The sequence below is a fragment of the Pseudoxanthomonas wuyuanensis genome (assembly GCF_900215535.1).
Taxonomy (GTDB): domain Bacteria; phylum Pseudomonadota; class Gammaproteobacteria; order Xanthomonadales; family Xanthomonadaceae; genus Pseudoxanthomonas_A; species Pseudoxanthomonas_A wuyuanensis.
This window is the reverse complement of the sequence record NZ_OCND01000008.1, coordinates 80,730-101,526: the sequence shown is the minus strand read 5'-3', so window position 1 is coordinate 101,526 and position 20,797 is coordinate 80,730. Positions and strand designations below refer to the sequence as shown.

The window sequence follows — 20,797 nt, the reverse complement described above, 5'->3', positions numbered from 1 at the left end:
GCCCCCATACCGAAGTTTATTAAAGAACATTTAATCCGTTCTCCCGATGATGATTGGGAAAATAACCAGAGGAACATCATGGCCGATTCAAGCGGGCTGCGCACTGAACTTCCCCAACCGCCGGTGAACCCGGCGCTGCAGGTGTCGGCATTGGGCAAACGCGTGCCGTTGCCCGGTGGCGAGTTGACCATCCTGGATGGCATCGGTTTCCGCATCGAGCATGGCGATACCGTTGCCATCGTCGGCGCCTCCGGCTCGGGCAAGAGCACGCTGCTGTCGTTGCTGGCGGGATTGGACGCGCCCAGCAGCGGTACGGTGGTACTGGATGGCGAAACCCTGTCTGCGCTGGACGAGGACGGACGCGCGCGGATACGCGGCGACAAGGTCGGCTTCGTGTTCCAGAGCTTCCAGCTGTTGCCGTCGCTGACCGCATTGGAGAACGTGATGCTGCCGCTGGAGCTGCGCGGCGATGCCGACGCGCAGACTCCGGCGCGGCAAATCCTGGACAAGGTGGGGTTGTCGCAACGGCTGGGGCACTATCCGCGCCAGCTGTCCGGCGGCGAACAGCAACGGGTGGCGCTGGCACGCGCCTTCGTGACCCGGCCGTCGCTGCTGTTTGCCGACGAACCGACCGGCAACCTGGATACCCACACCGGGCAGGCGATCATCGAGCTGCTGTTCGCGTTGAACGCCGAAAGCGGTACCACGCTGGTGCTGGTCACTCATGACGAACACCTGGCGGTACGCTGCCGGCATGTGTTGCGGTTGGACAGCGGTCGACTGGTACCGGCCGCGGATGTTCCCGCATGAGGATCCTGGCTCTGGCCTGGCGGCAACTGCGCCGCGATCTGGCGGCCGGCGACATCCGCATCCTGTTTGCCGCACTGGTGCTGGCGGTGGTGGCGGTGACCGCGGTGGGTTTCGTCACCGACCGCGCCGAGCGCGCGCTGGCCATCGAAGCCAACCGGTTGCTGGGCGGCGATGTGGTGATCCGCGGCGATGCGCCCATCGCCGGCGCAGTGCGCGATGCCGCCGGCGCGCCCGGATTGCGCGTGACCCAGACGCAGGAATTCCCCAGCATGATTCGCGCCGGCGAGGAACTACGGCTGGGCGATCTGCGCGCGCTGGGCGAAGGATTCCCGCTGCGAGGCAGTTTCCGCGTCATCGACAGCGATGCCGGCAGCGAACGCGATGCCGCCGGCGTTCCCGCGCCGGGTACGCTGTGGATGAGCCAGGCCGGCGCCGATACGCTGGGCGCCAGGCTGGGCGACAGCATCGGCATCGGCACGTCGCAGTTGCGGCTGACTGCGCTGGTGACGCAGGAGCCGGATGCGGCGCTGGACTATTTCAACGTCGCGCCCAAGGTATTCCTCAATCTGGCCGATCTGCCGGCCACCGGCCTGGTGCAGGAAGGCAGCCGCATCCGCTACCGGCTGGTGGTGGCCGGCGATGCCGATGCGGTGGAAACCTTCACCGCCACCGCGCGCGATGCGCTGGCGCGCGGGCAGCGGCTGGAAACGATCCAGGACGCGCGTCCGGAAGTGCGCTCGGCATTGGACCGCGCCGGCCGTTTCCTCGGACTGGCGGCGCTGGTGTCGGTGGTGCTGGCGGCGGTGGCCGTGGCCATGGCCGCGCGCCGGCACAGCGAGCGGCATCTGTCCGGCACTGCGGTGATGCGCTGCCTGGGCGCCAGCCAGCGCACGCTGGTCGGGATTCATGTTGGCGAACTGATCCTGCTGGGGCTTGCCGCCTGCACGGTCGGCGTGGCGATCGCGTTCGCGCTGCAGTGGGCGATCGGCGGCTGGTTGCAGCAGGCGATGAAGATTTCCATTCCCGCCGCCGGTTGGTTGCCGGCGCTGCAGGGCTACGGCGTGGGTCTGATCGTGCTGCTGGCATTCGGTGCGCCGCCGGTGCTGGCGCTGCGCCGGGTGCCGGCGTTGCGCGTGCTGCGGCGCGACCTGGACCCGACCGAACCCAGCGCCTGGCTGGTGGCGCTGGCGGGATTCGTCGGGCTGGCGGCGCTGCTGTGGTGGAAGGCCGGTTCGGCGGTGCTGGGCACCGCGATGCTGGCCGGCATTGCCATCACCCTGGCGGTATTGGCCGGGCTGGCTTGGTTGCTGATCGTGGCGGTGCGGCGCCTGCGTTCGCGCCTGCGCGGCAGCCTGCGCTACGGGCTGGCCAATGTCAGCCGCCGCGCCGGCACCAGCATCGCGCAGATTTCCGCGCTGGGGCTGGGGTTGATGGCATTGCTGCTGCTGACGTTCGTGCGCACCGATCTGCTGGACCGCTGGCAGCTGGCGTTGGCGGCCGACGCGCCCAACCGCTTCATCATCAATGTGCAGCAGGATCAGCTGCAGCCGGTGCGCGAGTTCATGCAGGCGCAGGGCCTGGGCGAGCCGGCGCTGTTCCCGATGATCCGCGGCCGTCTGATCGAACGGAACGGCCAACCGGTCAGCGCCGCCGACTACGAAGGCGAAGATCCACAGCGCCAGCGCCGCGCCGACCGCGAGTTCAACCTGTCGGTGGTCAGCGAACTGCGCGCGGACAATGTGGTGACCGCCGGCGAGTTCTGGGGCGATCGGGTGCCGTCCTCGCCGGAGCTGTCGGTGGAGGAGGGTTTTGCCGAATCGCTGGACTGGAAGCTGGGCGATCGTATCGCCTTCGATATCGCCGGGCAGACATTCGAAGGCCGCATCACCAGCCTGCGCAGCGTGGACTGGGAGAGCTTCCGGCCCAACTTCTTCGTGGTCGCCTCGCCGGGCTCGCTGGACGGCTATCCGGCCAGCTACATCACCGCGGTCAGCGTGCCGCCGGAACGCACCACGTTCACCCGCGAACTGGTCGGGCAATTCCCCAACCTTTCGGTCATCGATGTCGATGCGGTGCTGAAGCAGGTACGCAGCACCGCCGATCAGGTCTCGACCGTGGTGCAGGTGGTGTTCTGGTTTTCGCTGCTGGCCGGCGTGCTGGTGCTGTTGGCGGCGATCAGCGCCAGCCAGGACGAGCGCCTGCTGGAAGGCGGAGTGATGCGCGTGCTCGGCGGCAGCCGCCGGCAACTGCGGCTGGCGCAGGCTTCGGAGTTCGCCGCGATCGGTTTGCTGTCCGGACTGGTGGCGGCCATCGCAGCCTCGGTGCTGGCAGGCGTCATCGCCACCCGGGTCTTCGATCTGCCCTGGCAGGCCAATTGGCAGCTGGCCGCTGTCGGCGGCGGGCTGGGCACGCTGGCGGCGCTGGCCGCCGGCCTGTTCGCCACCCGCAAGGTGCTGGATGTGCCGCCATCGGTGACGTTGCGGGAGCTGCAGGGTTAAGGGTTCTCACCCTGTAGGAGCGACGTAAGTCGCGATGAAGCTTTCATGGGAAAGCCTCATCGCGACTTACCGGTGCCGGCATGCCGGCACCACTCCTACAGGGAAAAGCCCGGATGGCGAAACTTGACTGTTCGCCATCCGGCGCGTGCTGCGGCGCGCTCTTCATCGTGCGCACAACGGCTATCGGGGCGCCATCGCGACTTACGTCGCTCCTACGGGGGCGGAAAAAAAAAGAACCGCCCGTTGCCGGGCGGCTGGCAGGTTGGACATCTTCTGGGCGGTGTCGCGTTGCCGTCCCTGGCGCAACGTCGGCGGCGTCGGAAAGCCCGGCCCGGCCATCCATGGCCGGGCGTTCGCCAAGGCTGCGCGGCGGTGCCGGGCAAAGCGTGCCTTGTCTCACCCCTTGATGCAGACCACCTGGCGCAGCGTGTGCACCACTTCCACCAGATCGCTCTGCGCAGCCATCACCGCATCGATCGGCTTGTAGGCGGCCGGCGATTCGTCGATGACCGCCGCGTCCTTGCGGCACTCCACATGCGCGGTGGCTTCGCGGTGCTGCTGCAAGGTGATCTGCTGGCGCGCGGCGGTACGGCTCATCACGCGGCCGGCGCCGTGGCTGCAGCTGTGGAAGCTGTCCGCATTGCCCTTGCCGCGCACGATATAGCTGCGCGTGCCCATGCTGCCCGGGATGATGCCCAGCTCGCCTGCGCGCGCGCTGACCGCGCCCTTGCGGGTGACCAGCAGTTCCTCGCCGCCGTGCGTTTCCTTCTGCACGTAGTTGTGGTGGCAGTTGACCGCCAGCTTCTCCAACTGGAACTTCGGCAAGCGGTGGCGCATCTCCGCCAGCACCCGCGCCATCATCGCCTCGCGGTTGGCGCGGGCGTAGTCCTGCGCCCACGAAACCGCTTCCACATAGTCCTCGAACAGCGGCTCGCCTTCCATGAAGAAGGCCAGGTCCTTGTCCGGCAGGTGGAAACCCAGCACACGGTGCGCCAGTTGCTCGCGCGCCCGCTCGATGAAGTAAGTGCCGATCAGATTGCCGGTGCCGCGCGATCCGCTGTGCAGCATCACCCACACCGCATCGGTCTCGTCCAGACAGATCTCGATGAAGTGGTTGCCGCCGCCCAGCGTGCCGATCTGGCAGTCCAGCTTGTCGGTGCGGATGCGGCGGTGCCTGGCCTTGATCGCCTCCAGCCGCGGCACCAGTCCGGATTCGGCGATACGGGTCTGGATGCTGTCCGGCAGCTTGCGGTGTTCGCCGCCACGGCCGTTGCCGACCGGCACGCTGCGCTCGATGCTGTTGCGCAACTGCGCCAGGTTGTCGGGCAGGTCGCTGGCGCGCAGCGTGGTGCGCACCGCAGCCATGCCGCAACCTATGTCCACGCCAACCGCGGCCGGAATGATCGCACCGCGGGTCGGAATCACCGAACCCACGGTGGCGCCCTTGCCCAGGTGCACGTCCGGCATCACCGCCACCCACGGCCCGACGAAGGGAATGGAAGCGATATTGCGCAATTGCTCGTGCGCCTGCGCTTCCAGCGGCACGCCGCGCACCCAGCCCTTGATCGGCGTGGCGCTGCCTTCGGCGTGCAGCAGTTCGAAATTCTGTGCGTTCATGATGTTTTCTTCCGTTGCTGTCAAAACTGCCCCCTCTCCCGTTCACGCGGGGTGAGCGGGGAAGGGGCAGGTGCTATTGCTTCAAACTCACCAACTGCTTCAGCACGCCATCCAGGCCGCCGAACACGGTCAGCTTGTCGATCCTCTCGGTGATCTTCTCCAGCGCTTCCAGTTCCTTCAGGCGCATCAGTACCGGGCTTTCCTCGATCAACCTGGCGGTGTTGAGCAGCGAACGCGTGGCGTTGGCTTCCTCGCGGCGGCGGATCACGTTGGCCTGGGCCGTCTTCTCCGCCTGCACCACGCCGTTGAGGATGTCCTTCATCTCGCCCGGCAGGATCACGTCCTTCACGCCCACGCCCAGCACCTCCACACCCAGGCCGGCCAGCTGGCCACGCACGTAGGCGAAGATGTCGGCGTCCAGCGATGCCTTGTCGCCCAGCAGTTCGTCCAGCGTCTTGGCGGAAACCGCCTTGCGCAGGCCGTACTGCAGCTCGCGGTACAGGTGATCGCCGTACTTGGCCACCTGGGTACGCGCGGCGACCGGGTCGGTCACGCGCATGCTGGCGGCCAGGTTGACGCGCAGCGACACCTTGTCCCTGGTCAGCAATTCCTGGCCGGAGACTTCCAGCGACTGCACGCGCAGGTCGATCACTTCGGCGAATACGTTCTTCTGGAAATTCCAGAAAGCGTACGCACCCGCGCCCAGCGTGCGCACCAGCTTGCCGTCGATGAACAGCAGGCCGGCCGATTCCATCGGCACGTCCACCGCCACGGCGACCTTGGCCAGCGAACCGAGCTGACGCAGGCGCTTGACCACGGCCACCTCGACTTCCAGCGAGTCGGCCAGCGACACCATCCGCACGTCCACCTGCACCACGCCCCGCCAGTACAGCTTGCGGGTACCCGGCGCCAGCACGTCCTCAAGCTTGCCGTTCTTCGACACCAGGCCGACCTGCTGCATGCCGGTATCGGCCAGCGTGAAGTGCGCGGACAGGTCGGCGCCTATCAGCGCAATCAAGACGTCGGCGTCGTTGCCGGCGTATTCGGGCCTGGCGATGGCGTGCACAACCACGGCGATCCGGTTCAGCGGATCGAACAGCTTGTGGACGCCCGGCGCGAGCACGCGCTCGAAGCGACGGTTGCGAAATACCAGGCCGCGCTCGCCGTCGCCGATCACGACCCTCTTGGTCCAGAACATGGTTATCTCCTTGTTGGCTCTGGTGGTCCGATCCGTTGGCTGAAGCTGCCCGCGGCGGATCGGTTGCCGCGTAGCTCCCTCCCCTGCGAAGGCAGGGAAGGGTTGGGGGAGGGGTTGCGTGGTCGCAGGCGCATGCCTGATTCGACGGCACCCCTTCCCAACCTCCCCCTGCCTTCGCAAGGGGAGGGGTCGAAAAGGCGGAAACGCCCCTTGACGCCGATGCGGCGGCTATCGCGCGCCGTCCGCGGGGAGTCCGGCATGCCCGTCGATGCGGCGATACTCCACCGCGACGACTTCGATACCGTTCCGCCCGCATCCGGGACGCGGCTGCGGCCGCACCGCCGCTGCCTTGCTCCGTGCCGCACATTCCGTTGCGCGGATACGGAACGCCGCATGGGGCGTTTCCTGGTTGGGACTTTCGTCCCTGTGTCATGACGTGACAGGTCATGGTTTGGAGCGGGAGTCGAACCCGCGACCGACAGATTAGAAATCTGCTGCTCTACCCAACTGAGCTATCCAGTGGTGGACGAACCGGATTCGAACCGGCGCCAACGGCTTTCGCCGCTGCTCGACCGCTGAGCTTTCGTCCGCTCGCGAAACACCTTCTCCCACGTCTCGGCATACGCCACGGCAGCGCCGCGCGCACCGGACGGGCCCGCTCCGCGAAAGCGGGAACCCGCACCGCTGAAACGTGTTCGATCGATGCTCCGTATTGCCGGCTGTCGCCAACCGGCAATGCATGTAGGCGCAACGCGCCCTATCTCTTCGCCAATCCATTCGCGCCGCTCGCGTCGAAGCATCACAACGCGGCGCATTGCGCCCGTTGCCGCTGCGCCTCTGCTTCGGCAGGCGCTCAGGCACACCGGAGGCGGGAGAGCCTGCGACTCTGGCGCAATCGCGTGGTCGCTTTGCGACCACCCTGCGGGCCGGGTCTGCCGCCACGCAGGCCGGCGTCATCGCTCAGTCGCGTATCGGCATACGCTCCCTCGCTCTTCCTTGTCCTGCATGCCGGCAGTTCCCGGCGCGACTTCACCAGAATCGCGACCAGGCTCTCAGGGCGGAAACTGGATTCCGTTGATTGGACTGGCTGAACTCTTTCGATGCATGCGCATCCCTTGCGAACGCCAAAAAAAAACGCCCCCGGGACTTGCGACCCGAGGGCGTTCGCGTTGCCTCGGGAGATCGGGGTGGCCGATCTCCCAGGGAGTTCAGCCGTAGCAGGTGTCCAGGTACCGGTTGCGTTCGCCGCGCAGGCAGGACTGCCGCGCACGCGCATCCGCGCCGTGGCGTGGCCACAGGGCAAACAGGATCGCGGTGACGAAGTTCGGTTTCATGGATTGATTTCGATACTGGAAAAAAACCGCCCGCAGGGGCGAAGGCCGCGCACGATACGCGGGTTGTTTTGTTTGCGCAACTATTTTTTAACAACGGTATCGCGATCCCGACCAGCGGTCGGATTGCGTCGCCAAGCGCGCGGTGAGCTGCGTATGCGATGCCGCGGGTAGAATCGTCGCCAGCTTTTAACCCTGTGATGCGCCTTGGCCTCTTCCCATTCCGACCCCGCACTGGATTCGCTGTTGCTGCCGTTTACCAACGGCGCTCTTTGCTGGCCCGACGGACCGGTGCTGTTCCTGCGCGCGCGCGACGGCGCGGCGTTGCGGCAGTTTCCGCTTTCGCAACTGGTTTGCGAGCAGAGCTTCAAACCGTTTGCCGATGAACTCCAGCGCTCCGGCCTGCAGGTAGTGCCGGAAGCGAGTCCGGCCACCGCAACGCGCTATCCGCTGGTACTGGTATTGCCGCCCCGGCAGCGCGACGAAGCGCGTGCATTGTTGGCGCGCGCAGTTGCGCTGGCCGCTCCTGGCGGCATCGTCGTCGCCAGCATCGGCAACAACGAAGGCGCCAAGTCGGGCGAAAGCGATCTGAAGCAGCTTGCCGGCCTGGGAGGTTGCCTCAGCAAGAACCATTGCCGTGTGTTCTGGACGCGTCCGCTCGACGGCAGCCACGATGCGGCGCTGCTGGACAGGTGGTTGGCGCTGGACGCGCCGCGTCCGATCCTGGGCGGGCGCTTTATCAGCCGGCCGGGGGTATTCGCCTGGGATCGCATCGACCCGGCTTCGGCGCTGCTGGCTGAGCACCTGCCTGCCGATATCGCCGGCCATGGCGCCGATCTCGGTGCCGGTTACGGCTATCTGTCGGCTGAAGTGCTGGCGCGCTGCCCGAAGGTGCAGGCGCTGGACCTGTACGAAGCCGAAGCGCGCGCGCTGCAACTGGCAAGGCAGAATGTTTCCGGCCATGCCACGCTGGCGCAGGTGGACTACCGCTGGCACGACGTCACCAGCGGATTGCCGCAACGCTACGATTTCATCGTCAGCAATCCGCCGTTCCATACCCAGAGCCGCGCCGACCGCCCCGATATCGGCCGCCGGTTCATCGCGGTAGCCGCCGAATCGCTCAAGCCCGGTGGCCGCCTATGGCTGGTGGCCAATCGCCATCTTCCCTATGAGGAAACCCTCAACGCCGGTTTCGGGCAGGTGCGCGTCCTGGCCGAGCGCGACGGTTTCAAGGCGATCGAGGCGCTCAAGGCCAATCCGGCGGTCAACCGGAGGCCGGCGCGGTGAAGATCGTCAAGCACATCGCCAACCTGGGCTATGGCAGCCGCAAGCAGGTGGCGTCGATGTTCCGCGAGGGCCGGGTGACCGATGCCCAGGGCGAAGTGCTGTACGCCGACGATCCGGTCGATCACGACAACATCCGCGTCGATGGCGAGCCGCTGGACCCGCCGCCGGGCCTGCTGATTCTGCTGCACAAGCCGGTCGGCTATACCTGCTCGACCAAGGACCCCGGCCGCATCATCTACGACCTGCTGCCGCCGCGCTTCCGCCTGCGCTCGCCGCTGCTGTCGCCGGTGGGCCGGCTGGATCGCAATACCAGCGGCATGCTGCTGATGACCGACGACGGCGCGTTGCTGCACCGGATCGTTTCGCCCAAATCCAAACTGGCCAAGGTCTACGAAGCGACCCTGGCGCAGGACCTGCGCGGCGACGAGGCCGCGCTGTTCGCCAGCGGTACGCTGATGCTGGAGTCCGAGCAGACCCCGCTGGCGCCGGCGGGCCTTGAAGCCATCGACGCGCGCCACGCCCGGCTGACCCTGACCGAAGGCCGCTACCACCAGGTGCGGCGCATGTTCGCCGCCGTCGGCAACCATGTGGAGGCGCTGCACCGCAGCCGCATCGGCGGCCTGGAGCTGGGGGACCTGCCGGCGGGGCGGTGGCGGGAGCTGGATGAGGCGGATCTTCGCAATTTGTTCGCTGCCGGCTGATTGTTACGGTCGCGACTGACGTCGCTCCCACAGGATTGACGGACGTGTGGGAGCGACGTCAGTCGCGACGGTTTCAGAACATCCTGACAATGAAACGGGTCGATACCCGATAGAAGCTGATCGGGTCCCCACCGAAAATGCGCTGCATCGTCCGTAATCGAGATGCCTGCATGCAGGGCTACGCCGCGCCAAGGAAAGGCCGGGTTTCCGTCGCTGGCCAGATCTACCTGGTGACATTCATCACCGCAGCCCGTATCAGGCTGTTTGAAGAGCATGATATCGCGCGACAAGCCGCGCAGGCTCTGACCGATCGCCGCCTCTGGTACAGGTCGCGATTGCTGGCCTGGGTACTCATGCCCGACCATTGGCACGGCCTGATTGAACTGGGTGCCATGGACAGCCTTTCGATCGTCGTGCAAAAGCTGAAGAGCACCAGCGCGCGCCGTATCAGGGCGGAACATCCAGCCATCCAGGCGGTGTGGGAAAAGGGGTTTCATGATCGTGCCATCCGTACCGAAGCGGTAGTACGGCCTGCGGCCAGATACATCGTGGCAAACCCGCTCAGGGCGGGGCTGGCAGCCAGTATCGGCGACTACCCTTACTGGGATTCGATCTGGTTGTAGGCAGTCGGTGATCGAGTATGGGAATCGTACCGGCATGCCGGTACGGCTGAGTCGCGATAGACAACTCGGCCGCGGCGACTGGGTGCAGTGGTAAAGCGTCGCGACTTATGTCGCTCCCACAGGAAAGTCTGCGGCGCTCAATCGGCGAACAACTCGCGCCAGCCGCTATGGCCCAACTTGTCCAGCGTCTGCAGATTGCGTTCGATGATCGCGTCCGGGTCGGGGTAGGCCTCCACCGCGCGGTCGATGCTGGCTTCGCGCAGCAGGTGCAGGGTGGGGTAGGGCGAGCGGTTGCTGTAGTTGCCGATATCGTCCGGCGCGGTGCCGGCGAACCGGTAATCGGGATGGAAGCTGGCCACCTGGAGTACGCCCTGCAGATCCAGCGCCTCGATGGCGGCGTCGGCGTTGTCGAGAAAATCGTTGTAGTCCAGGAAATCGGTCAGCACGTCAGGATGCACCAGCAGCGTGGTATCCACCAGATCCGGGTCGGCATCGCGCAGCAGCACCAGCTCTTCGGCCAGTTCCTCCAACAGCGCCTCGGGCGTGGTGGCATCGCTCAGCACAAAGCGCACCTGCTGCTTCACGTACACCGCCTTGGCGAACGGGCACAGGTTCAGGCCGATCACCGCCCGCTCCAGCCAGCGGCGGGTGGCGGCGATGGGATCGATGTCGGTACCGGCAGTCACGGGCGCGGGCGGCAATGGGGCCACGTTCAATCGCGGAAGTTGTCGAATTGCAGCGGCAGCTCGAAGTCGCCCTTCTTCAGCAGGGCGATGGCCTCCTGCAAGTCGTCGCGCTTCTTGCCGTTCACCCGCAACTTGTCGCCGTTGATCTGGCTGTCCACTTTCAGCTTGGCCTCCTTCAGCGCGGCGGCGATCTTCTTGGCAATCTTCTGCTCCAGCCCCTGCTTGACGGTGATCTTCTGCCGCGCGCCGGCCAGATTGGTTTCCACCTCGCCTTCTTCCAGGCAGCGCACGTCGATACCGCGGGCGATCAGGCGCGCCCGCAGGATGTCGGACATCTGCTTGAGCTGGAAGTCGCTGGGCGCGGACTGGCTGATGATGTTCTCGTCCAACACGAACTTGGCGTCCACGCCCTTGAAGTCGAAGCGGGTGGACAGCTCACGGTTGGCCTGGTCGACCGCGTTGGTCAGTTCATGGCGGTCGACTTCTGAAACGACATCGAAAGAGGGCATGGCTCGGATCCGGGGGATGACTGGCGGCGATTTTACCGCGCTGCGCTGGTTTGCACCGGCCAGATTGCGATAATGGCGCATGAACCGCCGCCACCCCCATGTCTACGCCTCCATCCTGATGCTGCTGGCGGTACTGATGTTCGCATTGATGGATGCGGGCCTGAAGCTGCTTTCGCCGCGCTATCCGTCGTTGCAGTTGGCGGCCCTGCGCGGGCTGTCGTCGTTGCCGCTGGTGTCGGCCTGGGTGCTGGCGACGGTTCCGCTGCGCAGCCTTTTGCGCGTGCATTGGCCGTTGCACCTGCTGCGCGGGGCATTGGGTGTGGCGATGATGGTCGGGTTCGTCTACGGGCTGCGCACGATGCCGCTGTCCACCGCCTATGCCATCTTCTTCGTCTCGCCGTTACTGGTGACCGCGATGGCCGGACCGTTGCTGAAGGAAAAGATCGGCGGCGGACGCTGGGTCGCGATCGTCATTGGCCTGGCGGGCGTGCTGGTGATTCTGCGCCCGACCGGCGAAGGCATGATGACCGCCGGTGGCCTGGCGGTCCTGATCGCCGCGATCTGCTATGCCGTCGGCGCCATCACCGTGCGGATGCTGGCCCAGCGCGACAGTACCCAGGCGCTGGTGTTCTGGTTCATGGTCCTGTTGTCGCTGGGCGCCTGCCTGCTGGCGTTGCCGGGTTGGAAGCCGCTGGCCGGCAGCGACATCTGGGTCATTGCCGGGGTCGGGGTGGCGGGATCGCTGGCGCAGGTCGCGCTGACCGAAGCGTTCCGGCGTGGCGAGGCATCGTTGATTGCGCCGCTGGAATACACCGCGCTGCTTTGGGGCGTGATGCTGGATGTGGCGCTATGGGGCGTGTTGCCAGACGGGGTGACCTGGATCGGCGCGGGCATCATCGTTGCCAGCGGGTTCTATCTGCTGCGGCGCGAAAAGGTCCACGTCGAGGCGGAGCATCCGTGAGTTGCCGAAACGAGCCAGTCACCGGCTTTGCGGCATGATGGCGGCATGCCGCTGCTGCTGATTCCGCTGTTGTTGCTGATCCTGCTTGCGCTGTGGGTGGTGCTGTTGCCCTTGTCGCTGTGGCAACGCTACCGCTATGGCAAGGCGCGCCGGCTGGCGCGGCCGTGGCTGGTCTCGGTCAATGCATGGGTGCTGGCGCTGTCGGTGGCGATTTTCGTTGCCGTCAGCGCCATCGGCGGCTACTGGTGGCCCGGCAGCCTGCTGCATGCTGCCGGCGGGCTTGCGCTGGGCAGCGTGCTGGGGCTGATCGGGCTGTGGATCAGCCGGTTCGAAATCACCCCGCATGGCCTGTACTACCAACCCGACCCGTGGCTGGTACTGGCGCTGACCGCGGTGGTGGCCGGCCGCATCGTGCTGGGTTTTCTGCAGTTGTACTGGCATTGGCAAGGTGCCGACACGGCCATCGCCGGCCTGGATGGCCATGGCAGCCTGGTCGGTGTGGCCGGACTGTTGTTGGGCTACTACCTGGCCTATCAGTGGGGACTGAAACGGCGGCTGGCGCGCTGGGCGCGGCACTGGCGATAACCCGATTGACGGTAGCGCCTAGAACTCCTCGACGATCTCGATCACCAGCGATAGCTGATCTGCCGCGCGTTCGACCAGATCGTGCACGCGGCGCACGCCCTCGTCGTTGGGCGCTTCGATTTCGAGTTGGTGGTAGCCGGGCGAAGCGTCGTCGGGCAGGCCGGCCGAACTGGAGTCGTCGTCGTCCAGATGCGGCATCAGATCCGCAACCTCCTCGACATGCTCGATGCCTTCGATGGCCAGCAGCGCATTCATCAGGGCGCGGTTGTCGTCTTCGTTGGCGGTGACCCGCAGGCGCACGGTAGGCATGGCGATCTCCTCGTGAAAGGGACTCCAGCCTAGCCGCCCAGGCGCGAAGACCAGGTTATCGTCCAGCGGACGGCAAGCGCCAGTGGCGCGCGGCGCCGCATACGGCAACGGGCGGCGGATCTACTCCGCCGCCCGTCGATTAATAGATCCCGGGCCGGCAGCCCGGGCTGCGGATCAGAAGCGGGCGCCGATGCCCACGCCGACCGTCCACGGGTCCATCGTCAGTTCCTCGCCGGTTCCGACGCCGGCTTCGCGGAGCTTGGCGTCGCCCTTCATGTAGCGGGCATCGGCCCGGGCGAACCAGCGGCTGTTGATGTTGAAATCCACGCCGGCGGTGGCGATGGCGCCCTTGGCCGTTTCCAGGCCCACATGCGGGCCGTCGCCGCCGATGCGCTCGTTGCTGAAGTTGGACTCGTAATAGCCCAGGCCAACGAACGGACGCATCACCTTGTCCGGCGCGCCGAAGTGGTACTGGCCGCTCAGCGCGATCGGCTGCTGATCGACGGTGCCGATCTTGCCGCCATCGCCCTTGACGCGATGGTTGAACTTGTCGGCGGCGCCCCACAGCTCGATGGCGATGTTGTCGGTGGCGTACCAGCTGGCGCTGATGGTCGGCGCCACGTCGCCATCGATGTCCAGTCGCGAACCGGGCAGCGGGTCCGAATTCGGTTGCAGGATGGTGGCGCTGCCGACGACGGCAAAGCGCTTGCCGGCGGCTCTGTCGCCATCGCTGTCCTGCGCGAAGGCGGCTGGCGAAACGGCCAGGACGGAAACCAGGGCAATGCCGAGGGAACGAAGAGAAGTCATGGGGGAGCTCCTGATTGTGTTTTTAGTTCGAAGCCCGGAGAGGGCGAGCGCACCGTAACCATCGGCGCATGAACCCCGCCCCCCGGGTGAAGTGAACGGATCCCAACCCTCGGCATGATCAGTCGCCGGGTTCATCCTTCTTTCACTGATGTGGCGGCAACGGACACGAACGGCAAAGGTCTGCGCCCGGCTTGCCGCGGGCGGCAAACTGCAAGGTGAATGGGCGGAGCTTCCGTCGCCGCGCATCCGGGCGCCGCTGAAGGCCGCGGCATGGCCGCGGCGACTCGGGACTATGCGTGGCAGGAAAACGCCGGACAGCGCATGCGGTCCGGCGCGTTGCTGCTTACCACCGGTAGGCGGCGGAGAACTGGTACTGGCGGCCGGCGATGGGGCGCCCCATGAACACGCCGCCGGTGGCTGCGCCGGGCACGCGCACGTTGCCTTCGGTCAGGCCCAGTTCGTCGGTGACGTTGCTGCCGCTGAGGGTGAACTCCCAGTTGTCGCCGACATGCAGGTTGGCGCCGGCATCGAGCGTGTCGTACGCCGGCAGAACCTGGGTGTTGGCCAGGTCGGCGTAACGATCGCCGATATACGAGTAGGTGGCGAACAGTTTCAGATCGCCGAACGGCAAGGCCCAGTAGTAGCTGGGAGTGACCCGGTACTGCCGCTTCGGCTGGCGCATCACCTGGTTGCCGGTGAAGTTCTCGTAGTTCTTGTACTTGGCGTCCAGCCAGACACCGGTCATCGCCAGTTCGAAACCGCCGAACGGACGGATGGCGCCTTCCACTTCCAGCCCGTAGGCGCGCGAATCGCCCACGGTGGTGAAGTTGGTGCCGTCGTCGAGGAACGCCTGGAACGGCGAGTTCTTGAAGTCGTTGTAGAACGCGGTCAAATACAGGTCGTAGAGCGCGCTGCCGGACTTCAGGCCAAGTTCGTACTGATCCACTTCCTGCACCGCATCCTGGCCGTCGCGCAGGTTGTCGAACGCCGGGAACTTGTAGCCGGAATTGATCCGCGCGAACAGGCTGTTGTTGTCGTTGAGGGCGAAATTGAGGCCCGCCGTCCACGAGAGCTTGCTGTCGTTCTGATCGATGCGGCGCGAAGTATCCAGCGAGATCGAGGTCTCGTTGTCGTACAGCGTGTTGGGGTCGCCATCCAGATCGATGCTGGCCACGTCGTACACGGTGCCGTCGATCTCCTGCCGCTCGTAGCGTGCGCCCAGGTCCAGCCGCAGGCGCTCGTTGAGCTGCCACTCGTCGGCGACGAATAGCGCGGTGTTCTGACCGTCGTAGTTGGCCCGCAGCGAGAAGAACGAGGTGCCGACAAAACCGTTGCTGCTGACCACGCGACCGTCGTCCAGGACCAGATCGATGCGCCGGGCGTTGTTCTCGGCGGTCAGCAGCATGTTGTTGCCCAGGTACCAGGTATCGCGCGAGGAGTACCTGGCGTAGTAGGCGCCGAAGGTCAGCGTATTGCCTGCGAACAGTTCGCGGCTGAAGCGCAGATCGTTGGTGAACGAATTCAGTTCCTTGTCCACCACCCACCAGCCGGCGGTCAGCACCTGCTGGCCGGGGGCGACCGCGCCGCCGCCGTTGCTGAAGGTGGCGGTACCGGTGCTGCCGAAGCCGGCGATGTAGGCGTCCAGCGTCTGCGGCAGAGCGCCGGTGAACAGCGCATTGGTGGGCGCAGAACCGCTGAGCACGTTGAAGCGGTCGCTGATGGTCCAGTCGCCGACGTTCCAGTCCAGCGAGCCGCCGAACACGTCGATGTTGACGCCGCGGCCATCGGCCAGGTCGCGGGTGATGGTTTGGCCATCGGGTCCGACCGGCAGGGTGACGTGGCGGAAGTCCGGCCCCATCAGTGTGCCGGTCTGCGCGTCCAGGCCGGGGAAATCGGACAGGTCGTTGCCATTGTTGCTGGAAAGCAGCGGGATGGCGGTATAGAAGGCGTTGTTGTCGTCGGTGTGGCGCGCATACAGGTTGAATTCGCCGCTGTCCCAGCGCTTGGTCAGGGTGGCGCTGAACTGGCCGCCGTTGTCGGCGTAGAAGCCGGGGTCGCGTACGCCGTCGGTGATGCGGTAGAAGCCGCCGACGCTGTAGTACCAGCCATTGCCCATCGGGCCGCTGTTGAAGATGTCCACCCGGCGCAGGCTGTCGGAACCGACGGTCAGGCGCACGCTGCCCTCGGCCTCGTCCTGGCCGCGCTTCTGGATGAAGTTGACCGTGGCGCCGGCCTGGCCGTTGGAGAAGATCGGGCTGGAGCCGCCGCGCAGCACTTCCAGCCGCTCCACCGTGTCGTCGGTGCGGAACAGCGTGGAATTCTCGAGGAACGACAGCGTTGGCGGCGGAAACAGCGGCGAGCCATCCAGTTGCACGGTGACGAACGGGGCATCGCCTTCGGACGGCATGCCGCGCACGAAGATGTTGGCGCCGGTGCCGCCGCCGGTGGATTCGGCCCAGATGCCGGGCACGATCTTCAACAGGTCGGCGGTGCTCTGCGGCACCGCTTCCTGGATCTGCTCCGGGGTGGCAGTGGTGATCGAGAAGCTGGCATCGCGCTTGCGCACGCCCTTGAACTGGGCGGTGCCGCTGACCACGATGGCATCCAGCGTGGTCGCCTGGTCCTGGCTTGCCGGCGCGGCTGCGGGTGCCGTGTCCTGGGCATGGGCGGGCGCCAGCGCCAAGGCGATGGCCATCGACAGGGCATAGCGGATCGGTTTCGTCGGTTGCATGGTGTTCCCTCCACTCTGGTTTGACCGTTTGCTGCGGCTTTCTACGGCGGCTTCTGCGGCCGCGTGCGGCTGTGCGGTGAAACTGAATCCTGAAGACAGAATCGGGCGATACGCGCTGCGGGGTATTGCGGGGTATTGCCGGCGCGGGACCGGAAACATGCGCCGACTGAGGGCCGCGCTCAATCCGACTCCAGCGCCGCCAGGTAGCGCTGCCGCCATGCGCCGATGTCGTTCTTCTGCAGATGTTCCATCATCGTCCGCCAACGCTCCATGCGTTCGTCCCTGGGCATGGTCGAGGCCGTGGCGATGGCATCGGCCACGCCGTCCAGGTCGTGCGGATTGACGATCAGCGCCTCCTTCATCTCATCGGCGGCGCCGGCGAGGATCGACAGCACCAGCACGCCGGGGTCGTCCGGGTCCTGCGCTGCCACGAACTCCTTGGCGACCAGGTTCATGCCGTCGCGCAGCGGCGTGACCAGACCGATGCGCGCCATGCGGTAGAAACCGGTCAGCGTGGCGTGGGCGAAGTTGCGGTTGACGTAGCGCAACGGCGTCCAGTCCGGCGCGGCGTGGTTGCCGTTGATGTGGCCGGCCATCTGTTCCAACTGGTTGCGCAAGGTCTGATATTCGGCCACCTCGCCGCGCGAAATCGGCGCAATCTGCAGGTAGGTCAGGTTGCCCTTCTGTTCCGGATAGCGTTGCAGATAGCGCTCAAAGCCAAGAAAGCGTTCCGGTATGCCTTTCGAGTAGTCCAGCCGGTCCACGCCAATGGCCAGCTGCCGCGGCTCCAGGCTCTTGCGCAGAGCGCGCACCGCCGCCTTGCCGGTCGCCGCCTTGGCCTGGCTGGCGATCAGCTGCGTGTCGATGCTGATGGGAAACGCCCCGGTGCGAACACGGTGCCCGTCCGGGGCCTCCAGCAGATCGTCGCCGACGATGCGTCCGCCGCCGAACAGACGCACGTACGAGGCGAACCGATCGCAATCGCGCCGGGTCTGAAAGCCGACCAGGTCGTAGGCGTACAGCGACGAGAACAGCCGCGCGTGCTCGGGCATGGCCACCACCAGGTCGGCCGATGGCATCGGCACATGCAGGAAAAAGCCGATCCGGCAGCCGATGCCGCGCTCGCGCAGCATTGCCGCAAGCGGAATCAGATGGTAGTCGTGGATCCAGACCGTGTCGCTGTCGCGCAGCAGCGGCGCCAGCTTCTCGGCAAACAGCGCATTGACCCGGCGATAGCCTTCGCGTTTGCCGCGATCGTAGTCGACCAGATCCAGGCGGAAATGCAGCAGCGGCCACAGCGTGCGGTTGGCGAATCCGTTGTAATAGTCGTCATGGTCGCTGCGGCTCAGGTCCATGGTGACGAAGCGGATGTCGCCGTCGGTCTGCTCGTGCAGGGTGCCGCCGTTCCTGGCGATCTTTCCGCTCCAGCCGAACCACAGCCCGCCGCGTTCGCGCAAGGCCGCCAGCAGGCCTACGGCCAGCCCGCCGGCGCGGTTCTCGCCTGGTACTGCGACCCGGTTCGATACCACCACCAATCGGCTCATGAGGCCTCCTGCCAGGAGCGCGACAGCCGCATCGCGGCGATGATCAAACCCACATGCGAATAGGTCTGCGGAAAATTGCCCCAGGCTTCGCCATCGTCGAAATCCAGATCTTCCGACAGCAGGCCCAGGTGATTGCGGCGCTTGAGGATGCGCTCGAACAACTCGCGCGCCTCGTCCTTGCGGCCTATCGCCGCCAGCGCGTCGATATACCAGAACGTGCACAGCGTGAAGCTGGTTTCCGGCGCGCCGAAATCGTCCGGGGCGATATAGCGGAACAGCGCGTCGCCGCGCTTGAGCACGCGGCCGATGGCTTCGACGGTGGCGATGAAGCGCGGGTCTTCCGGTGCGATAAAACCCAGGTCGGCCAGCAGCAGCAGCGACGCATCCAGCCGCTCGCCGGCGAAAGTGTCGGTGAAATGGCCGTGCTTCTCGCTCCAGGACTCGGCGATGACCCGTTCGCGGATGCGGTCGGCGCGCTGGCGCCAGTGCGCGGCGCGATCGCCCAGTTGCAGCCGCGCGGCGATCTTGGCCAGGCGGTCGCAGGCGGCCCAGCACATCACGCTGGTATAGGTATGCACCTCGGCGCGGCCGCGGAATTCCCACAGCCCGGAGTCGGGCTGATCGTGCAGCGCGTAGGCGTGCTCACCCAACGGTTCCAGCCGGTGGAAGGCATTGGCATCGCCCGGATCGGCCAGGCGCTGATCGAAGAACAGCTGGGTCGAGGCCAGCACCACGCTGCCATAGACGTCGTGCTGCTTCTGCACCCAGGCCAGGTTGCCGCGCCGCACCGGCCCCATGCCGCGGTAGCCGGCCAGGCTTTGGACTTCGTGCTCATGCAGCTGTTCGGAAAAATCGATGCCGTACAGCGGCTGCAGCGAACCGTCGCTGGTGGCGATGTTGAAGATGTAGCGCAGGAACTCTTCCATGCTGCGGGTCGCCCCCAGCCGGTTCAAGGCCCGTACCACGAACGCGGCATCGCGCAGCCAGCAATAGCGGTAGTCCCAGTTGCGCGGCGTATTCGGCGCTTCCGGAATCGAGGTGGTCATTGCCGCGATGATCGCCCCACTGTCCTCGTACTGGCACAGCTTGAGCGTTATCGCGCTGCGGATGACCGCTTCCTGCCAGTCCAGCGGCACCGACAGGTAGCGTACCCATTCGCGCCAGTAGGCGGCGGTGCGTTCCTGCGCCTCGCGCACGAAGCCGGCCACGCCGCGGGTCAGCGATTCGTCCGCGCCCAGCACCAGGTGCACCGGATGGGTCAGTACGAACGGGGATTCGTCGCGAATGAAGCGCACCGGCACATCGCTGGTCAGGCGCAGGGTGAAGTCCGGCAGCAGCCAGCGGATATGGTTGCTGCCCCAGGTGGTTTCCGGCAGTCGTGCGCCCCAGTCGGCCAGCGGACGCGCGCGTACGCGGATGCGCGGGCTGCCGGCCAGCGGGCTCACCTGCCGGATCAGCATGACCGGGCGGTAGAAACGGTCGTGCTGGCGCCAGCGCGGGGCGAAATCGATGATTTCCACCGCACCGCCGTGGCGGTCGCGCAACACGGTGCGTAGGATGGCGGTGTTGTTGAGATAGTTCTGTTCGCTTCCGGCGAAGTCTTCCAGTTCGATGGCGAAATCGCCGCCGTCGTGATCGCGCGGCGACAGCAGGCTGCAGAATGCCGGGTCGCCATCGAACGCGGGCAGGCAGCTCCAGACCACTTTTCCGCAGGTATCGACCAGGGCGCCGAAGCTGCCGTTGCCGATGACGCCGAGGTCAAGGCTGGATTCGATCATCAGGTCTGCTCCGTTGGGGGACTGAAGGCCGACGCCGGATTTTCCGCATTCGCGCGTAGCCATGCGTGAACGGCGCCGGGGTCGGCCAGGCCGTAGTTGGCGTGGCTGTCGTCGCGCCGGCCGACCAGCACGCTCCACCCGCCGTTGGCATTGACCGCGGCGAATCCGTACTCGTCGGTGAGGTCGTCGCCCACGAACACCGGCGTGCGGCCGAGAAACGGCCGTTCCCGCATCAGTGTCCGCACCGCGCCTCCCTTGTCGACGTCGGCCGGGACCAGTTCGACGACATGGTCGCCGGGTTGCAGGCGATAACCGGCGATGTCGCCGATGCGGGCAGCGGCTAGCGCGCGCACCTGTTCGGCGGCATGCGGCGCGCCGCGCCAGTGCAGGGCCAGGTGGCTGCCCTTGTCCTCGACCATCACACCCTGGTGGCGCCGCGCCAGCGCCAACGCCTCGCGTTTGAAATGCGACAGGGCTTCGGGGACCGTACTGCCGGGAGAAGTTTCGCTACCGCGGAACTGATGGCCGTGCAGGCCGGCTGCGGGCAGCTGCAACGGCCAGAACAACCGGTCCAGCTCGTGCAGCGGACGGCCGCTGACCAGCGCCAACGCGCCTTGCAGGCGATCGCTCAGCGTCTCGATGACCGCAAGCGCCTGCGGCGGCAGGCGGACGCGGTCCGGCTGGGACGCGAATTCGAGCAGAGTGCCGTCCACGTCGAGGAACAATGCGCAGGCATCGTCCAGCAGTGGGGGCGGCGGACGGTACAGGGGGGTTCCGGCTGCCATCGCGGTATTGTGCCCCAATCGGCCGGACGGTTCGTGC

The 20,797-nt window shown here is 66.2% G+C and carries 18 protein-coding genes and 2 tRNA genes; 7 read left to right on the top strand and 13 right to left on the bottom strand.

Annotation, left to right across the window (positions count from 1 at the left end; genetic code table 11):
- Nucleotides 1-78: 78 nt before the first annotated feature.
- Both CRO39_RS15615 and CRO39_RS15610 read left to right on the top strand, forming a co-directional pair.
- On the top strand, nt 79-810 hold the full coding sequence (locus tag CRO39_RS15615; RefSeq protein WP_097122883.1) for an ABC transporter ATP-binding protein: 732 nt from the start codon (nt 79-81) through the stop codon (nt 808-810).
- Nucleotides 807-3,308: an ABC transporter permease gene (locus CRO39_RS15610; protein ID WP_097122882.1), complete on the top strand. Its 2,502-nt coding sequence runs from the start codon at nt 807-809 to the stop codon at nt 3,306-3,308. Before CRO39_RS15615 ends, CRO39_RS15610 begins: the two co-directional genes overlap by 4 nt.
- 396 nt (nt 3,309-3,704) lie before the next feature.
- Here the strand turns inward: CRO39_RS15610 and CRO39_RS15605 are convergent, their stop codons facing one another.
- From CRO39_RS15605 to CRO39_RS21310, 5 genes are all read right to left on the bottom strand, one after another.
- On the bottom strand, nt 3,705-4,925 hold the full coding sequence (locus CRO39_RS15605; protein WP_097122881.1) for an RtcB family protein: 1,221 nt from the start codon (nt 4,923-4,925) through the stop codon (nt 3,705-3,707).
- Between the two features lie 73 nt (nt 4,926-4,998).
- Nucleotides 4,999-6,123: a slipin family protein gene (locus CRO39_RS15600; RefSeq protein ID WP_097122880.1), complete on the bottom strand. Its 1,125-nt coding sequence runs from the start codon at nt 6,121-6,123 to the stop codon at nt 4,999-5,001.
- A gap of 447 nt (nt 6,124-6,570) precedes the next feature.
- Nucleotides 6,571-6,643: transfer RNA gene (locus CRO39_RS15595), tRNA-Arg, on the bottom strand.
- A tRNA-OTHER gene (locus CRO39_RS15590) sits at nt 6,644-6,712 on the bottom strand.
- Nucleotides 6,713-7,331: 619 nt separating this feature from the next.
- Nucleotides 7,332-7,457: a hypothetical protein gene (locus CRO39_RS21310; protein ID WP_274382256.1), complete on the bottom strand. Its 126-nt coding sequence runs from the start codon at nt 7,455-7,457 to the stop codon at nt 7,332-7,334.
- 204 nt (nt 7,458-7,661) lie between these two features.
- On the opposite strand from CRO39_RS21310, the gene CRO39_RS15585 reads away from it, so the two are divergent.
- The 3 genes from CRO39_RS15585 (at nt 7,662) to CRO39_RS15575 (ending at nt 10,065) form a co-directional block, all read left to right on the top strand.
- Complete coding sequence (locus tag CRO39_RS15585; protein WP_097122879.1) at nt 7,662-8,741, top strand: class I SAM-dependent methyltransferase; 1,080 nt, start codon at nt 7,662-7,664, stop codon at nt 8,739-8,741.
- Complete coding sequence (locus tag CRO39_RS15580; RefSeq protein WP_097122878.1) at nt 8,738-9,442, top strand: pseudouridine synthase; 705 nt, start codon at nt 8,738-8,740, stop codon at nt 9,440-9,442. The genes CRO39_RS15585 and CRO39_RS15580 overlap by 4 nt, the downstream gene beginning before the upstream one ends.
- Nucleotides 9,443-9,579: 137 nt before the next feature.
- A complete protein-coding gene (locus tag CRO39_RS15575) occupies nt 9,580-10,065 on the top strand; it encodes an REP-associated tyrosine transposase (RefSeq protein WP_244904265.1) in 486 nt (161 codons plus the stop codon).
- A gap of 137 nt (nt 10,066-10,202) precedes the next feature.
- Here the strand turns inward: CRO39_RS15575 and CRO39_RS15570 are convergent, their stop codons facing one another.
- Together CRO39_RS15570 and CRO39_RS15565 are read right to left on the bottom strand one after the other, a co-directional pair.
- The gene (locus CRO39_RS15570; RefSeq protein WP_425479716.1) at nt 10,203-10,766 is read right to left on the bottom strand and encodes a DUF1415 domain-containing protein; all 564 of its coding nucleotides are present in this window, start codon (nt 10,764-10,766) and stop codon (nt 10,203-10,205) included.
- 11 nt (nt 10,767-10,777) lie between these two features.
- On the bottom strand, nt 10,778-11,260 hold the full coding sequence (locus tag CRO39_RS15565; protein ID WP_097122876.1) for a YajQ family cyclic di-GMP-binding protein: 483 nt from the start codon (nt 11,258-11,260) through the stop codon (nt 10,778-10,780).
- A 79-nt stretch (nt 11,261-11,339) separates the two neighbouring features.
- Between CRO39_RS15565 and CRO39_RS15560 the strand changes: the two genes are divergently transcribed.
- Together CRO39_RS15560 and CRO39_RS15555 are read left to right on the top strand one after the other, a co-directional pair.
- On the top strand, nt 11,340-12,221 hold the full coding sequence (locus tag CRO39_RS15560; RefSeq protein ID WP_425479714.1) for a DMT family transporter: 882 nt from the start codon (nt 11,340-11,342) through the stop codon (nt 12,219-12,221).
- A 45-nt stretch (nt 12,222-12,266) separates the two neighbouring features.
- Nucleotides 12,267-12,806, top strand: a complete 540-nt coding sequence (locus CRO39_RS15555) for a CcdC protein domain-containing protein (RefSeq protein WP_097123000.1) — start codon at nt 12,267-12,269, stop codon at nt 12,804-12,806.
- A gap of 18 nt (nt 12,807-12,824) precedes the next feature.
- On the opposite strand, the gene CRO39_RS15550 is transcribed toward CRO39_RS15555, so the two are convergent.
- The 6 genes from CRO39_RS15550 to otsB all read right to left on the bottom strand — a co-directional run bounded on the left by CRO39_RS15550 (nt 12,825) and on the right by otsB (nt 20,760).
- Nucleotides 12,825-13,115: a hypothetical protein gene (locus CRO39_RS15550; RefSeq protein WP_097122875.1), complete on the bottom strand. Its 291-nt coding sequence runs from the start codon at nt 13,113-13,115 to the stop codon at nt 12,825-12,827.
- A 174-nt stretch (nt 13,116-13,289) separates the two neighbouring features.
- Complete coding sequence (locus CRO39_RS15545) at nt 13,290-13,922, bottom strand: OmpW/AlkL family protein (RefSeq protein WP_097122874.1); 633 nt, start codon at nt 13,920-13,922, stop codon at nt 13,290-13,292.
- Nucleotides 13,923-14,265: 343 nt separating this feature from the next.
- The gene (locus CRO39_RS15540) at nt 14,266-16,653 is read right to left on the bottom strand and encodes a TonB-dependent receptor (RefSeq protein WP_097122873.1); all 2,388 of its coding nucleotides are present in this window, start codon (nt 16,651-16,653) and stop codon (nt 14,266-14,268) included.
- A 179-nt stretch (nt 16,654-16,832) separates the two neighbouring features.
- The gene (gene otsA / locus CRO39_RS15535; RefSeq protein WP_097122872.1) at nt 16,833-18,197 is read right to left on the bottom strand and encodes an alpha,alpha-trehalose-phosphate synthase (UDP-forming); all 1,365 of its coding nucleotides are present in this window, start codon (nt 18,195-18,197) and stop codon (nt 16,833-16,835) included.
- A complete protein-coding gene (locus tag CRO39_RS15530; RefSeq protein ID WP_097122871.1) occupies nt 18,194-19,975 on the bottom strand; it encodes a glycoside hydrolase family 15 protein in 1,782 nt (593 codons plus the stop codon). The genes otsA and CRO39_RS15530 overlap by 4 nt, the downstream gene beginning before the upstream one ends.
- Nucleotides 19,975-20,760 carry a trehalose-phosphatase gene (gene otsB / locus CRO39_RS15525; protein ID WP_097122870.1) on the bottom strand — a complete coding sequence of 262 codons (786 nt, stop codon included), beginning with the start codon at nt 20,758-20,760 and terminating at the stop codon, nt 19,975-19,977. Before otsB ends, CRO39_RS15530 begins: the two co-directional genes overlap by 1 nt.
- Nucleotides 20,761-20,797: the final 37 nt, after the last annotated feature.

What these genes read in the sequence shown, in the direction of transcription:
- CRO39_RS15615 (WP_097122883.1), top strand. Translation starts at nt 79, where the DNA reads ATGGCCGATTCAAGCGGGCTGCGCACTGAACTTCCCCAACCGCCGGTG.
- CRO39_RS15610 (WP_097122882.1), top strand. Translation starts at nt 807, where the DNA reads ATGAGGATCCTGGCTCTGGCCTGGCGGCAACTGCGCCGCGATCTGGCG.
- CRO39_RS15605 (WP_097122881.1), bottom strand. Translation starts at nt 4,925, where the DNA reads ATGAACGCACAGAATTTCGAACTGCTGCACGCCGAAGGCAGCGCCACG.
- CRO39_RS15600 (WP_097122880.1), bottom strand. Translation starts at nt 6,123, where the DNA reads ATGTTCTGGACCAAGAGGGTCGTGATCGGCGACGGCGAGCGCGGCCTG.
- CRO39_RS21310 (WP_274382256.1), bottom strand. Translation starts at nt 7,457, where the DNA reads ATGAAACCGAACTTCGTCACCGCGATCCTGTTTGCCCTGTGGCCACGC.
- CRO39_RS15575 (WP_244904265.1), top strand. Translation starts at nt 9,580, where the DNA reads ATGCGCTGCATCGTCCGTAATCGAGATGCCTGCATGCAGGGCTACGCC.
- CRO39_RS15565 (WP_097122876.1), bottom strand. Translation starts at nt 11,260, where the DNA reads ATGCCCTCTTTCGATGTCGTTTCAGAAGTCGACCGCCATGAACTGACC.
- CRO39_RS15560 (WP_425479714.1), top strand. Translation starts at nt 11,340, where the DNA reads ATGAACCGCCGCCACCCCCATGTCTACGCCTCCATCCTGATGCTGCTG.
- CRO39_RS15555 (WP_097123000.1), top strand. Translation starts at nt 12,267, where the DNA reads ATGCCGCTGCTGCTGATTCCGCTGTTGTTGCTGATCCTGCTTGCGCTG.
- CRO39_RS15550 (WP_097122875.1), bottom strand. Translation starts at nt 13,115, where the DNA reads ATGCCTACCGTGCGCCTGCGGGTCACCGCCAACGAAGACGACAACCGC.
- CRO39_RS15545 (WP_097122874.1), bottom strand. Translation starts at nt 13,922, where the DNA reads ATGACTTCTCTTCGTTCCCTCGGCATTGCCCTGGTTTCCGTCCTGGCC.
- CRO39_RS15540 (WP_097122873.1), bottom strand. Translation starts at nt 16,653, where the DNA reads ATGCAACCGACGAAACCGATCCGCTATGCCCTGTCGATGGCCATCGCC.
- otsA (WP_097122872.1), bottom strand. Translation starts at nt 18,197, where the DNA reads ATGAGCCGATTGGTGGTGGTATCGAACCGGGTCGCAGTACCAGGCGAG.
- CRO39_RS15530 (WP_097122871.1), bottom strand. Translation starts at nt 19,975, where the DNA reads ATGATCGAATCCAGCCTTGACCTCGGCGTCATCGGCAACGGCAGCTTC.
- otsB (WP_097122870.1), bottom strand. Translation starts at nt 20,760, where the DNA reads ATGGCAGCCGGAACCCCCCTGTACCGTCCGCCGCCCCCACTGCTGGAC.